Below are 13,031 nucleotides of genomic sequence, written 5' to 3' on the forward strand. Positions count from 1 at the left end.
GCCCGTGAAGACGAAGGAGAGTCAGTTGACCAGCGCTCCACGCGAGGAACCGGAACCGTCGCACGCGCTCACCGTGCTGGGCGCCGGTGTGATGGGTGTCGGCATCACCGTGCTGGCCCTCGGGCACGGCCTGCCGGTGCACCTGGTCGACCTGGACCGGGAACGGCTCGACCGGGCCCGGGAGCGGATCGACGGTGAACTCCGGCTGGCCGCGCTGATGGCCGCCCTGCCCGAAGGCACCCCCACCGGCACCCTGGTCACCGGCACCTCGCTGAAGGCCGCGGCCGGCGCCACCGCGGTCATCGAGGCCGTCACCGAGAACGCCCGGACCAAGACCGAGGTCCTGGCCGAGGTCTCCGCGCTGGTCCGCCCGGGGACCCCGCTGGTGACCAACACCTCCTCGATCCCGGTCGACGAGCTGGCCGGGGCGTTGGAGCGGCCGGAGGAACTGGTCGGCACCCACTTCATGAACCCGCCCTACCTGATCGGGACCGCCGAGGTGATCCGCGGCAGCCGGACCGGGGAGTCCACCCTGGCGGCGGCGGTCGCGCTGCTCGGCGCACTGCGGCGGAAGGCGGTGGTGGTGAGGGACGCACCGGGCTTCGTGACCAGCCGCATCCTGCACCCCATGATCAACGACGCGGCGCGCGTCGTGCAGGCGGGCACCGCGACGGCCGAGGACGTCGACGCCCTGATGCAGGGCTGCCTGGGTCACCCCACCGGCCCGCTGCGCACCGCCGACCTGATCGGCATCGACAACCTCGTCGACTCCCTCACGGTGCTGCACGAGAGGACCGGCGACGACGGCTGCCGCCCCAGCGAGTTGCTGCGCCGACTGGTCCGCGAGGGCCGGCTCGGCCGCAAGTCCGGACGCGGCTTCTACGACTACACCTGATGCGATCCCCGACGAGGAGACAGCCCATGACCACGGAGAACGTCCCGAGCACCAACGATCTGGAGAAGGAACTGCTGGGGTTCCTGGAGGGACACACCGGGAAACCCTGGGAGCCCGACACCGACCTGTTCCGGGCCGGCGGCCTCTCCTCCCTGTTTGCCATGCAACTGGTGGTGCACCTGGAGAAGACCTACGGGATCGCCGTCCGCGGCGCGGACCTGCGGCTGGACAACTTCCGCACCGTGCGGCAGATGGCCGAACTGGTGGTCCGCCTCCGGCAGCCCGCCGCCGGAGGCGTCGATGGGTGAGGGCCTGGCCGGCGCCCTGGCCGAGGCCACGCTCAGGGTCGGGGACCAGGCGGGGAAGTGGGACCGGGACGGCCTGCTCCCGCTGGACCTGCTCCACGACCTGGGCGCGGAGGGACGACTGTGCGCCCAGGTCCCCGAGGAGTACGGCGGCTGGGGCCTCAGCAGCACCCTCAACGGCGCGTACACGGCCCATGTGGGGGGCCTGTGCAGCTCGCTGCGGAGCGTGATGACCTCCCAGGGCATGGCGGCCTGGACCGTGCAGCGCCTGGGCACTCCGGAGCAGGCGGCCGCCTACCTGCCCCGGCTCACGGGGGGCGAGTTGGCGGCGATCGGCTTCAGCGAGCCCGGGGCCGGCAGCGATCTCGCGGCGATGACCACGACCGTCCGCCGCGACGGGGACGCGGTCGTCCTGGACGGCCACAAGAAGTGGGTGACCGCCGCCCACTACGCCGACCTGCTGCTGATCGTCGGCCGCTACCAGGACGGTGCGGTGGCCGTCGTGGTGCCCGCCGACGCACCGGGCGTCCGCACCGAGCGGATCGCCGATCCGCTCGGCTGCCGGGCGGCCGGCCACGCGGACGTGCACCTCGACGGGGTCCGGCTGCCGGCCGACCACGTCCTCGGCGGGCACGGCCTGCCCCCGACGCTGTTGGTGACGACCGCGCTGGCCTACGGCCGGATGTCCGTGGCCTGGGGATGCGTGGGCATCCTGCGGGCCTGTCTCGCCGCGGCCACGGCGCACGCCGCCGAACGCGAGCAGTTCGGCAAGCCGCTGGCCGAACACCAACTCGTCGCCGGGCACCTCGCCGACCTCTTCACCGCCGAGCAGGTGGCCCGTCGGGTGTGCGAGCACGCCAGCCGCTGCTGGGACGAGGGCACCCCGGACCAGGTGGTCGCGGCGGTACTCGCCAAGCACGTCAGCGCGACCCAGGCGGCCCGGGGCGCGGCGACCGCCGTGCAGGTCCTCGCGTCGGCCGGGTCGCAGGACGGACACCCGGTGGCCAGGGCCTACCGGGACGCCAAGCTGATGGAGATCATCGAAGGCAGCAGCGAACTGTGCCGGCTGATGCTGGCACAGCACGCCCTCTCGCTCCCGGGGACCTCATGACCGGGCCCGCGCCCGCCCGGGCGGTGGAGGAGTCCGCGACCGTGACGGTCAAGTGCCTGGTCTGGGACCTGGACGAGACGCTCTGGCAGGGCACCCTGCTGGAGGACGGCGAGGTGCGCCTGACGGACGAGGTCCGCAAGGTGGTGAGCGAGCTCGACTCCCGCGGCATCCTCCAGTCGGTGGCGAGCCGCAACGACCACCAGCACGCCTGGGCGCGGTTGGAGGCCCTCGGTATCGCCGAGTACTTCGTGCTGCCGGAGATCGGCTGGGGCGCCAAGTCGGAGTCGGTGCGCCGGATCGCGGACCGGTTGGGGTTCGCGCACACCACCATCGCGTTCGTCGACGACCGGCCCGCCGAGCGCGCCGAGGTCGCCTTCCACCTGCCCGAAGTGCGGTGCTACCCCGCCGAGCAGGTCCCCGCACTGCCCGGACTCGCCGAGTTCACACCCGCCACCAGCACCGTCGACTCCCGTCGGCGTCGACAGATGTACCAGGCGGGTTTCCGCCGGGAGGCGGAGCGGGCGGCGACCCGGGGGCCCGACGAGGCGTTCCTGCGCTCCCTGGACCTGAGGATGCGCATCGGGCGCGCCACCGGCGACGAACTGTCCCGGGTCGAGGAACTCACCCTGCGCACCAGCCAGATGAACGCGACCGGGGTGCACTACCCGGACGCGGTGCTGCGCGGCCTGATCGACGATCCGGGGCACGAGGTCCTGGTGGTCACCATGGCGGACCGGTTCGGACCGCACGGCGCGGTCGGCGTGCTGCTGCTGGAGCGGCACCCGGGGCTCTGGCACCTCAAACTGCTGGCGACCTCCTGCCGGGTGGTCGCCTACGGCGCCGGTTCGACCCTGCTGAACTGGCTGGCCGGTGCGGCGGTCCGGGCCGGGGTGCACCTGGTGGCCGACTTCCGGGCCACCGACCGCAACCGGATGATGGAGATCGCCTACCGCTTCTCGGGCTTCGAGGAGGAGACGTGCCCCTGCGCCGCGCCCCTGGCGGACGCGCCCGCGGGACTCCAGAGGCTGCACCTGACCCCGCAGCCCCGCGAGGCGTCCACCACCATGACCCTGGACGCACCCGATCTGGGGTCACCGGCGGCGGGGGAGGGGCCGCGCTGACCGCCCGGGTGCGCGGGCCCGCCACGGCCCGGAGCTGACCGCGGGCCACCGTCGCCCGACGAACGGTGCCGGAAGGGGGCCCGCCCCCTTCCGGCACCGTTTCCGCCGTTCGGCTCTCCTCGTTCAGCGCTTGCGGGCGAGCGTGATGCCGTCGGCCATCACCAACAGCGACACCTCCACCCGAGGATCCTGGTGCAGCAGCCGGTTGAGCTCCCTGACCGCGGCGGTGTCCGGGTCCACCGCGTTCGGGTCGAGGACCCGGCCGAAGAACAGGGTGTTGTCGACCACGATCAGGCCGCCGGGGCGCACCAGCGCCAGTGACGCCTCGTAGTAGCGGACGTAGTTGGCCTTGTCCGCGTCGATGAACACCAGGTCGAAGCCGCCCGGGCCGCGTTCCGCCAGCAGCGCGTCCAGGGTGCCGGCCGCGTCCCCGATCCGCAGGTCGATCCGTGAGTCGACCCCGGCGCGCTTCCAGAAGTCGGCGCCGACGGACGGCCATCTGTCGTCGATGTCGCAGGACACCAGCAGCCCGTCCGCCGGGAGCGCGCGGGCCATGCACAAGGTGCTGTAGCCGGTGAAGGTGCCGATCTCCAGCACCCTGCCGGCTCCGGTCAGCCCCACCAACAGGGCCAGCAGTTGGCCCTCCTCCGCCATCACCTGCATGGCGGTCCCCCCGGGTAACTCCGCGGTGACCTCCCGCAGTTCCCTGAGCAGGTCGTCATCGCGGAGGGAGACCTCGCGCACGTAGGCGAGCAGATCGGGGGTGGCTGACGTCTGATGGGCCATGGCGGGGGCGTCCTCTCGAAGGGGATGGCCGTCGGGGTGGGGTGGCCGGGCGGCGCACCCTCACCCGACGCGGACGGACGTGCGACCGGACGGCGACGGGCAGTGTGCTTGTGCCCGCTCGCCGGCGTAGGCGTGCGCCAGCGCGTCCAGTCGGTAGGCGCCCGCCGTCGGCGGGCACAGCAGATGGGCGCGGACCAGGGCGTCCAGGGCTTCCTCCGCCTCGGCCGTGGAACGGCCGAGCAGTTCCGCGACGCTGGTGGCGGAGAAGGAACGCGCCCCGGTGGTCCCGAGGAGGGTGAACACCTCGGCCGGGTGGACGCCGCCCGAGGTCGTCAACCGCAGCCCGTCGTGGTCGACGTCGAGCCCGCGGCGGACGTCGAGGTCGTCGGTGCGCAACTCGTCCAACAGGCGCGGTGCCTCGACGAGTCGGCGGGCGAAGCTCCCGGTGCTCCAGTGCGGGCGTTCCAGCAGTCGGGTGCCGACGATCCGGATGGCCAACGGGAGACCCGAGCAGATCGCCAGCACCGTGCGGGCGGCCCACGGTTCGGCGCCGGCCCTGGTCGGCCCGATGATGCTGCCCAGCAGGTCCAGTGCCGCGTCCTCGTCCAACTGGGGGACGAGCAGGGTGTGCGCGCCTTCGAGGTCGGCCAGTCTTCGTCGGCTGGTGACCAGCAACCGGTTGCCCCCGCTGCCGGGTATCAACGGCCGTATCTGCGCGGTGCTGTGCGCGTTGTCGAGCACGACCAGCATGCGGCGGCCCGTGGTGAGCGAGCGGTAGAGGTTCACCCGTTCGCACTGCTCCGGCGGGATCTCGTCACGGGGGACCCCGAGGTCGGCCAGGAACCGCGGCAACACGGTACGCGGGGTCAGCGGGTGGGACCCGCCGCCGAGGTCGGCGTAGAGCTGGCCGTGCACCGAGCTGTTGCGCAGCGCGTGGGCGGCGTGCAGGGCCAGTGTGCTCTTGCCGACCCCGCCGCGACCGGTCACGACCGCGGTCGGCACCGTTCCCGTGGGCTGTGCGGAGCTGCGGAGGAGACGTTCCAGCCGTGCCAGGAGGCCGGAGCGCGCCGGCAGCAGGGACGGCACGGAGGGGAGTTGGGCCGGGCTCGGACGGCCGGAACCGTTCCACCCCGGGGCGGCCGCCGTGGTGACGGCGGCCGGGGGGCTCGGCGTCGGGGCCGTGGGGCGCGGCCGGTCGTGGGCCGACAGGATGTGCCGCTGGACCTCGCGCAGATCCGCGCTCGGCTCGGCACCGAGCTGTTCGACGAGTTGGGCGCGGGTGCGCTGGTAGAGGTCCAGTGCCTCCGACTGCCGACCCGAGCGGAACAGCGCCAGCATGAGCTTGCCCACCAGGGCCTCGCGGAGCGGGTACTTCCTGACCAGCCGCCAGAGCTCCGGGACGAGTTCGGCGTGCCGCAGCAGGGCGAGTTCCGCGTCGAACCTCAGCTCCATGGTCTGCAAGCGCAGTTCCTGGAGGTATCGACCCTCGACGTCACGCAGGGTCCGGGACGGGACGTCCGACAGCGGCTCCTCGCGCCAGAGGGCGAGGGCCTCGGCCAGTTCGGCGGAGGAGCCCTCCAGGTCTCCGTGCTCGGCCAGTTCCGCCGCGCGTCGGCGGTGCGCCGTGAACTGTCCCAGGTCGCTCTCGTGTTCGTTGATCTCCAGGAGGTATCCGGGTGCCCGGGTGAGGATCCTGGCGGAGGCGTGCTCGCCCAGGGCCTGTCGCAGGCGCATGACATAGGTGCGGACGGTCGCGGGGGCGCTCCGCGGTGCGGCGCCGTCCCAGACGTACTCCGCGAGCCGGTCGACCGAGATCACCCGATTGGCGTTGAGGAGGAGCGCCGCCATGACCACGCGCTGCCTCGGAGCCGACACGTGCACCTCGCGCGCGTTCGACCGGATGGAGAGCGGGCCAAGTAGCAGGAATTTCACGGGGAATCCTTCTTCGTCACACGACCGGTGGCCAATGATGCCTTCAGCATCATTGGCAGTGGTGTGTCGGTCAATCAAATCCTGTTATATCTAGATGTCCTCCTAGAGTCTGACGGTGGAGATCGATTCAAGGCTATGGGATCGCGTATCCGGCAACGAACCGAGTTCCCTCCCCCTTCGCACCCGAATGAGGGTCGCTGCACCCTGGCGGCGTGCGTCGGGTCATGTCCCCTCTGCGGCCCCGGGGGCATTGGTGACCCGTTTTTGTGGTGTGCGGTGTGCCGCATGATCACGGGGAAGGCGCTCGCCGGCCTTCGGTGCGAAGAAGTGTTCGATGAAATCGAGCCACTTGTTTGTCGCCGGGGTACAGATCAGGGAAAGGAATGAACGAGCGGGGCATGACTGCCCTCCTCGTGGGCAGCGTTCTCAGGCGCCGAGGCTTCCGCCCACCCCCACCGCGGAACGTGGACCGCGGGAGCCGCACATCCGGCGCGGCGCACATCGGTGGCGTTCGATCGTGGGGCGTTCCCTGTCGGTCGGTCCCGCCGGGCAGTCGGTGGGAGGCGGTCGCGTGCAGAACGACCACCTCGCCGTCCCTGCGCTGTGCGCGAGGCAACGGACAACAGGGGAAGCGGGTGTTGAGGTTGGTGCTGGTATCCGCCTCTGAGGGGACCGAATCCACTGTGGAGCCGCCGCGCCGCGGCTCCGGTGACGGGGGCGTCGCAGGAGCGGGCGTCGCCGGCGGGCCGGGCGTCAAACGCCTGACCGCCCTGGACGTCTGTATCCTGGAAGGCGTCGCGGTCGGCACTCCTACCGTCCGACTGGCCGCCTCGCTCTATCTGAGCCGTCAGGGCGTCGAGTACCGCATCGGATTGTTGATGCGTCAATTCCAGGTCTCGAACCGGACCGCCCTGGTCTCCCGTGCGCACTCCCTCGGAGTGCTGAGCATCGGCGTATGGCCACCCCGCGTTCTTCCGGAATTCGTTGAGTAAGGTAAAGGTAAATGGCGTGACAACACTGACTCAAAGCCAGGTGATCTTCGCCGTGATTATCGAAAATGTTCCCCCACGGCGCCTGGGGCAGATCCTCCCATGCGGGAATATCGTATCGGTATCGTGCCGCGAGACGGACCGGACCTCCGCGTCGCGGTAACGCAAAGAGGCCCTCCTTCTGCTGACATTTCCCGTGTCCCTGCACTACGGTTGAGGCGCACTGCCCCCTCTTTTCCGGCCTCACATTACGGGAGCTGTCATGGGCTTGGGGTACCTCTTCGGCGGCGGCGTAGGGACGGAGCCTCACGGCCTGGAGCTCTACCGCGCGTATCCGGTGGTGCGCAGTTGGTACGAGCAGGTGGCGGACTGGACCGGCCTGACGGTGAGTCAGATCCTGGAGGACGACCTCCCGACCGCCCAGGAGGAGCGGCAGAGCGTGGGTACCGTGCGCGAGGCCGCCCTCGCGATCGGCGTGCACGACGTCCTCGCCACCTTCCACCTGCGCCCCACCGCCATCGGCGGTCTGAGCCTCGGGGCGATGGCCGCCAGTTGTCTGGCCGGAGCCGTGGAACGGCAGCAACTCTTCGAGATGCTCGCCGGGTCCCGTGACGTTCCGGAACCGGCGGCCGACGCGCCGAAGCAGGGCATCGCCATCGCCTTCGGCGGCCTCGGCGACGGTGCCCCCTCCCACCCCGGCGAGGGCGTCCCCGGCGTCCACCTGGCCGGGGACTTCGGCCCCACCGTCGACGGCACCCAGCGCATCCTGATGCTGGCCGGCCGGGCCGAGGCACTGAACGAACTCGCCGCCGAGCTCCCGCAGGGTACGGTGGTCCCGCTCCCCGGGCGCACCATCGCGGTGCACACGCCGCTGCGCAAGCCCTACCGCGACTTCATGGCCCGGCGCATCGACGCCATGTCCTTCACCGACCCCGAGGTCCCCCTGCTCTCCTGCCTGGAACCCAAGGTGCTGCGGTCCGGGGACGACGTCAGGGACCTCTTCCAACGCAACTCCACGGACCCCATCAGCCTGGTCGACGTCTACAGCGGGATGAAGGAACAGGGCGTGCAGCTCGGCTTGGTGATGGGCCCTTCGATCCCGGAGGGCATCCTCGCCTTCCCCTTCCCCGTGGTGCACATCGAGCGGCCCGAACACATCGAGCAGGCACTGGGCACCGCCTACGACCTCGGCATCGACCTCACCAGCGGCCCGGTGCCGTCATGACCGCCCCGGCCCGGGACGACCCGGACTCCCTGATCGCGAAATGGCTGGACACCGACCTGGACGCATGGACCCGCAGGGTCCTCGGGCGGCACTTCGACCCGCAGACGGGGAGCCCCTACTGGCTCGGGCAGGTCCCCCGACTGGACTTCGACCCCCGTGACATCACCCGGTACGACCAACTCGGCGCCTTCGGCCCGTTCCCCTTGGACAGGCTGCGCGAGGAGGACCCCGCGAACCTCGTACCGCTCTCCGTCCCCCGCCCGCTCGCCGGCCGGGTCTGGGACACGGGCGGCACCACCGGCACGCCCTGCCGGGTGTTCTACACCCCCGACATGCTGTTGCACCGGGCGGCCTGGCGCCGCTGGTCCTTCGTCCGGGAGGGCTTCGCACCCGGCCGGACCTGGTTGCAGGCCACCCCCACCGGGCCGCACCTGATCGGCCACGGGACCTGGGAGGTCTCGGAGCTGCACGCCGGCCAGGTGTACGCGGTGGACATGGACCCGCGGTGGGTCAAACGCCTCATCCGGTCCGGCCGTCTGGCCGAGGTCGGGGACTACACCACCCACCTGGTCGAGCAGATCACGGACGTGCTCCGGCAGGCCCGGGTGCAGTACCTCAACACCACGCCCGCCCTGTTCCAGACGCTCCGACAGCGCCACCCCGAGGAGGTCGCCGCCCTCGACGGGGTACGCCTGAGCGGTACCCAGATCAACGGCGACATGTACCGGACCTTCAGGAGCGCCCTCCGAGGCGGGATCTGCGGCCTGACCTACGGCAACACCCTCGGCAACGCGGCCTGCCTGGACGTGGAGGAGGACGGGGAACTGATCAGTTACGTCCCGAACTACCCCCAGGTCACCATGGCGGTGGTCGACAAGTCCGACCGGTCGACCCCGGTCGCTCCCGGGACGGTGGGCCGAGTGCGCCTCACCGTGCTGCACGACGACCTGTTCCTCCCCAACGTCCTGGAGCGCGACCAGGCGTTGTGCCACCGCTCCGACCGGTGGCCGAGCGACGGCGTCGCCAACGTCCGTCCCCTCCAGACGACCAACTCGTCCCCCGAAGGACTGTACTGAGCGGGGAGCGGCGCCGCGCCCCGCACGTGCGACCACCGGCGGCGCACCGCGGACGGAGGAACGAGATGGAGATCGGGGTCTTCCTCCCGGTCGGCAACAACGGCTGGCTCATCTCGAAGAGCTCTCCGCAGTACATGCCGACCTACGATCTGAACAAGACGGTCGTGCAACGGGCCGAAGCGCACGGGCTGGACTTCGCGCTGTCGATGATCAAGCTCCGGGGCTTCGGCGGCGAGACGGGGTTCTGGGACCACGCCCTCGACTCGTTCACCCTCACCGCGGCCCTGGCCGCCGTGACGGAGCGGATCAGGCTGTACGCCTCCGCGCCCGTCCTCGCCCTGCCGCCGGCGATCGCCGCCCGGATGGCCGCCACCGTCGACGCGATCGCTCCGGGACGGGCCGGCGTCAACATCGTCACCGGTTGGGCGCCCGCCGAGTACGCGCAGATGGGCCTGTGGCCCGGGGACGCCCACTTCGTCGACCGCTACGCCCGGGCGGCCGAGTACGTCACCGTGCTGAAGCAGTTGTGGAGCGAGGGCAGGAGCAACTTCCGGGGCGCGTTCTACGCCATGGACGACTGCGTCCTGTCGCCCCGCCCGGCGAGCGGACGCATCCACGTGCTGGCCGCCGGGCAGAGCGGTGCGGGAACGAGGTTCGCGGCCGAGCACGCCGACGGCAACTTCATCCTGGGCAGCGGAGTCAACACCCCCCTGGCGCTCTCGGCTGCTACCGCGGCGCTCGCCGGACACTCCCGCGAGAGCGGCCGTGACGTCGGCGCCTTCGCGCTGTTCATGATCATCGCGGACGAGACCGACCAAGCCGCGCAGGCGAAGTGGCGGGACTACCACGACCACGCCGACCACGCGGCGCTGCGGTACGTGGCGGCGCAGACGGCCGGGGACGAACACGCCGACGCGTCCTCCACCGCGAAGACCGTGGTGCTCCCCGAGGGCGCCGTGAACCTCAACATGGGCACCCTCGTCGGGTCCTACCGGACCGTCGCGCGGATGCTCGACCGGATCGGCGGGGTTCCCGGAGTGCGCGGGGTCATCCTCGTCTTCGACGACTTCCTCGAAGGCGTGGAGCGGTTCGGGACGCGCATCCAACCGCTCATGGAGTCCCGGGCCCCCTTCCGGGGGGACCGGGACGGATGACCCCGCGCGCCCGCCCGTCGGGGCGGGCGGGCACGCTCACCCGTGCGGGAGGAGACCACCGTCCTTCGGGGGCGTCCCCGCGGGGGTGGCGCGGATGAACTCCCGGATCAGCCGGGCGGTCACCTCGGGTTGGTCGCGCATGACCCAGGTGCGGCTGTCGGGCACGGCCTCCAGGCGGGCGCCGGGGATCAGGGCCGCCAACCGCTCGCCGTGGGCGAAGGGGAAGATCCGGTCCTCGCGGGCGAAGGCCAACAGGGCGGGACGGTCGAACGAGGCCAGTCGCTCGGCGGCGTCGAACAAGGGAGTGGGGCCCAGGTGCCGGGTGACCTCGGCGCAGTCCCGGCGTACCCCGGCGTCACCGAAGAAGGCGTCCGTCCACTCGTCGATCATTTCGTGGGGCAGTGCACCCTTGGTCAACAACCCGTAAGCGAAGGGGAGTCGGCGCACGGCGCGCAGTCGGAGCGACCGGAAGGACAGGCCGAGCAGGCCGGGTACCCGGGCGGCCGGCACGAGCGGCCGGAACCAGACGGGTGGGCAGTTGTCGAAGCACTCGCCGCTGGTGAGGACGAGTCGACCGATCCGCTCGGGGTGGCGGGCGGCGACGATCTGGGCGACGGCCGTGCCGAAGTCGTTGCCGACCAGGGTCACCCGCCGCAGGTCGAGTGCGGCGAGCAGGTCGGCCACCAGCCGGGCGATCCCCGCCGGGCTGAGGTCGGTGCCGCGGTTCAGCGGAACGCGGTGGGCGCCGAGGGGCAGGTCGGGGACGATGCAGCGGAAGTCCGGGGCCAACCGGTCGACGACCGGCTCCCAGAGCCTGCCGTCCATCAGGTAGCCGTGCAGCAGGAGCACCGGTTCGCCGTCTCCGGTGTCCCGGTAATGGACGGTGCCCTGGTCGAGCGTGAGTCGTGGCATGCGGAAGCCCCCTGCGTCAATTACATACAGACTGTATGTACGTAGGATGGGGTGCAGACTGTACGGAACACGAGGGGGCGGGATGGAATCGGCCGGCAACAAGCACGCACGGCGTTCCCGGGAGACCCGGGCGGCGCTCGTCGCCGCGGCCCGGGAGCTGTTCGCCGAGCGCGGCTACGCGGACGTGGGGACCGAGGAGATCGTCCGGGCGGCCGGAGTGACCCGCGGGGCGCTCTACCACCAGTTCCGGGACAAGGCCGACCTCTTCGACGCCACGGTGCAGACGGTCGAGGCCGAGCTGACCGAGCGGATCGCCGGAGGGGTCATGGCGGACGCCGTGGACCCGGTCGTGGCGTTGAAGGCGGGCGCACGCGCCTTCCTGGACGCCTTCGCCGAGCCGGACGTGGAGCGGATCCTCCTGCTGGACGCTCCGGGGGTGCTCGGTTGGCGCCGCTGGCGGGAGATCGGACAGGAACACGGGCTCGGGGTGATCGCGGCGGCGCTGGAAGCGGCGATGGCGAACGGCGCCCTGGGCCGCAGACCGGTGGCGCCCCTGGCCCACGTGCTCCTCGGCGCCCTCGACGAGGCGGCGTTGTTGGTCGCCCACTCCGACGACCCGGCGGCCACCCGCGCGGAGGTGGCCGACACCCTGGACCACCTGCTGGACGGACTCCTCGCCCGCGGGGAGCGCTGAGGCGTGGAGGAGGAGATCCTGACCGGGGGCGGGGTGAACCACGTCGTGCGCGTGGGGGACACCGTCCGCCGCCCGACCGGCCCTTGGACCCCGACGGTGCACGCCCTGCTGGCCCACCTCGCCGCCGTGGGCTTCACCGGCGCGCCCGAGGCGCACGGCCTGGACGGGCAGGGCCGGGAGGTGCTGGACTTCGTTCCCGGAGAGGTCGGCGCCCCACCACTGGCCGGACGGCACGGCGACGCGCGGCTGGTCGCCGCGGGCCGACTGCTCCGCGCCTTCCACGACGCCACCACGGGGTACCGGGCGCCTGCCGACGCCCACTGGTACTTCGCTCCCCGCGCGCCCGCCGAGGTGATGTGCCACGGTGACGTGGCGCCCTACAACACGGTGTTCCGCCAGGGCCTGCCGGTGGCCCTCATCGACTTCGACACCGCACACCCGGGGCCGAGGATCTGGGACGTGGCCTACGCCGCCTACCGCTTCGCTCCCCTGACCGTGGCGCCCGAAGAGGGCGCGGTGTCGACGGCCGAGCAGGCTCGACGGCTGCGGCTCTTCGCGGACGCCTACGGACTGGTCGAGGAGGACCGCACCGCCCTCGTCGACACGGCGATCGCCCGGCTCGAACACCTGGTGGCCCACATGAAGGCGCAGGCCGCCGCCGGCAGTGCGGCGTTCGCCGGACACCTGGCCGCCGGACACCACGTCCACTACCGGACCGACATGGACCACCTGGCGCGGTGCTCCGACGAACTCACCCGGGCACTCCTCGGCTGACGCGACCCCGGGGCGCCGACCCCCGGCCCCGGACGGCACGGGACCGACGGGCGGACC

General features: G+C 71.8%; 13 protein-coding genes. 10 read left to right on the forward strand and 3 right to left on the reverse strand.

Going from position 1 to position 13,031, the window contains the following annotated elements; genetic code table 11:
* Window positions 1–25: 25 nt before the first annotated feature.
* Genes ACSMX9_RS28525 through ACSMX9_RS28540 form a run of 4 tightly spaced genes read left to right on the forward strand, consistent with a single transcriptional unit; the run spans window position 26 to window position 3,432 of the window.
* A complete protein-coding gene (locus ACSMX9_RS28525; protein ID WP_445398332.1) occupies window positions 26–895 on the forward strand; it encodes a 3-hydroxyacyl-CoA dehydrogenase family protein in 870 nt (289 codons plus the stop codon).
* Window positions 896–921: 26 nt separating this feature from the next.
* Window positions 922–1,203 (forward strand): acyl carrier protein, encoded by a 282-nt coding sequence (locus tag ACSMX9_RS28530; RefSeq protein ID WP_445398334.1) that lies wholly within the window; start codon window positions 922–924, stop codon window positions 1,201–1,203.
* Window positions 1,196–2,311 (forward strand): acyl-CoA dehydrogenase family protein, encoded by a 1,116-nt coding sequence (locus tag ACSMX9_RS28535; RefSeq protein ID WP_445398336.1) that lies wholly within the window; start codon window positions 1,196–1,198, stop codon window positions 2,309–2,311. Before ACSMX9_RS28530 ends, ACSMX9_RS28535 begins: the two co-directional genes overlap by 8 nt.
* Window positions 2,308–3,432 (forward strand): HAD-IIIC family phosphatase, encoded by a 1,125-nt coding sequence (locus ACSMX9_RS28540; protein WP_445398337.1) that lies wholly within the window; start codon window positions 2,308–2,310, stop codon window positions 3,430–3,432. Before ACSMX9_RS28535 ends, ACSMX9_RS28540 begins: the two co-directional genes overlap by 4 nt.
* A gap of 123 nt (window positions 3,433–3,555) precedes the next feature.
* Here the strand turns inward: ACSMX9_RS28540 and ACSMX9_RS28545 are convergent, their stop codons facing one another.
* Together ACSMX9_RS28545 and ACSMX9_RS28550 are read right to left on the reverse strand one after the other, a co-directional pair.
* A complete protein-coding gene (locus tag ACSMX9_RS28545; protein ID WP_445398339.1) occupies window positions 3,556–4,218 on the reverse strand; it encodes a class I SAM-dependent methyltransferase in 663 nt (220 codons plus the stop codon).
* Window positions 4,219–4,278: 60 nt separating this feature from the next.
* Complete coding sequence (locus ACSMX9_RS28550; protein ID WP_445398341.1) at window positions 4,279–6,150, reverse strand: BTAD domain-containing putative transcriptional regulator; 1,872 nt, start codon at window positions 6,148–6,150, stop codon at window positions 4,279–4,281.
* Window positions 6,151–6,797: 647 nt separating this feature from the next.
* On the opposite strand from ACSMX9_RS28550, the gene ACSMX9_RS28555 reads away from it, so the two are divergent.
* The 4 genes from ACSMX9_RS28555 (at window position 6,798) to rutA (ending at window position 10,594) form a co-directional block, all read left to right on the forward strand.
* Complete coding sequence (locus ACSMX9_RS28555; protein ID WP_445403122.1) at window positions 6,798–7,142, forward strand: LuxR family transcriptional regulator; 345 nt, start codon at window positions 6,798–6,800, stop codon at window positions 7,140–7,142.
* 259 nt (window positions 7,143–7,401) lie between these two features.
* Complete coding sequence (locus ACSMX9_RS28560) at window positions 7,402–8,364, forward strand: ACP S-malonyltransferase (RefSeq protein ID WP_445398343.1); 963 nt, start codon at window positions 7,402–7,404, stop codon at window positions 8,362–8,364.
* Complete coding sequence (locus ACSMX9_RS28565) at window positions 8,361–9,440, forward strand: arylcarboxylate reductase (RefSeq protein WP_445398345.1); 1,080 nt, start codon at window positions 8,361–8,363, stop codon at window positions 9,438–9,440. The genes ACSMX9_RS28560 and ACSMX9_RS28565 overlap by 4 nt, the downstream gene beginning before the upstream one ends.
* Before the next feature lie 65 nt (window positions 9,441–9,505).
* Complete coding sequence (rutA, locus tag ACSMX9_RS28570) at window positions 9,506–10,594, forward strand: pyrimidine utilization protein A (protein ID WP_445398346.1); 1,089 nt, start codon at window positions 9,506–9,508, stop codon at window positions 10,592–10,594.
* A gap of 36 nt (window positions 10,595–10,630) precedes the next feature.
* On the opposite strand, the gene ACSMX9_RS28575 is transcribed toward rutA, so the two are convergent.
* On the reverse strand, window positions 10,631–11,506 hold the full coding sequence (locus ACSMX9_RS28575; RefSeq protein WP_445398348.1) for an alpha/beta fold hydrolase: 876 nt from the start codon (window positions 11,504–11,506) through the stop codon (window positions 10,631–10,633).
* Window positions 11,507–11,588: 82 nt separating this feature from the next.
* Here ACSMX9_RS28575 and ACSMX9_RS28580 point away from each other — a divergent pair, with 82 nt between their 5' ends.
* Both ACSMX9_RS28580 and ACSMX9_RS28585 read left to right on the forward strand, forming a co-directional pair.
* Complete coding sequence (locus ACSMX9_RS28580; RefSeq protein ID WP_351247623.1) at window positions 11,589–12,200, forward strand: TetR/AcrR family transcriptional regulator; 612 nt, start codon at window positions 11,589–11,591, stop codon at window positions 12,198–12,200.
* Between the two features lie 3 nt (window positions 12,201–12,203).
* On the forward strand, window positions 12,204–12,974 hold the full coding sequence (locus tag ACSMX9_RS28585; protein WP_445398350.1) for a phosphotransferase: 771 nt from the start codon (window positions 12,204–12,206) through the stop codon (window positions 12,972–12,974).
* Window positions 12,975–13,031 lie beyond the last annotated feature (57 nt).

It is taken from the genome of Streptomyces sp. LE64, assembly GCF_052606915.1.

What these genes read in the sequence shown, in the direction of transcription:
- ACSMX9_RS28545 (WP_445398339.1), bottom strand. Translation starts at nt 4,218, where the DNA reads ATGGCCCATCAGACGTCAGCCACCCCCGATCTGCTCGCCTACGTGCGC.
- ACSMX9_RS28530 (WP_445398334.1), top strand. Translation starts at nt 922, where the DNA reads ATGACCACGGAGAACGTCCCGAGCACCAACGATCTGGAGAAGGAACTG.
- rutA (WP_445398346.1), top strand. Translation starts at nt 9,506, where the DNA reads ATGGAGATCGGGGTCTTCCTCCCGGTCGGCAACAACGGCTGGCTCATC.
- ACSMX9_RS28560 (WP_445398343.1), top strand. Translation starts at nt 7,402, where the DNA reads ATGGGCTTGGGGTACCTCTTCGGCGGCGGCGTAGGGACGGAGCCTCAC.
- ACSMX9_RS28580 (WP_351247623.1), top strand. Translation starts at nt 11,589, where the DNA reads ATGGAATCGGCCGGCAACAAGCACGCACGGCGTTCCCGGGAGACCCGG.
- ACSMX9_RS28535 (WP_445398336.1), top strand. Translation starts at nt 1,196, where the DNA reads ATGGGTGAGGGCCTGGCCGGCGCCCTGGCCGAGGCCACGCTCAGGGTC.
- ACSMX9_RS28575 (WP_445398348.1), bottom strand. Translation starts at nt 11,506, where the DNA reads ATGCCACGACTCACGCTCGACCAGGGCACCGTCCATTACCGGGACACC.
- ACSMX9_RS28540 (WP_445398337.1), top strand. Translation starts at nt 2,308, where the DNA reads ATGACCGGGCCCGCGCCCGCCCGGGCGGTGGAGGAGTCCGCGACCGTG.
- ACSMX9_RS28565 (WP_445398345.1), top strand. Translation starts at nt 8,361, where the DNA reads ATGACCGCCCCGGCCCGGGACGACCCGGACTCCCTGATCGCGAAATGG.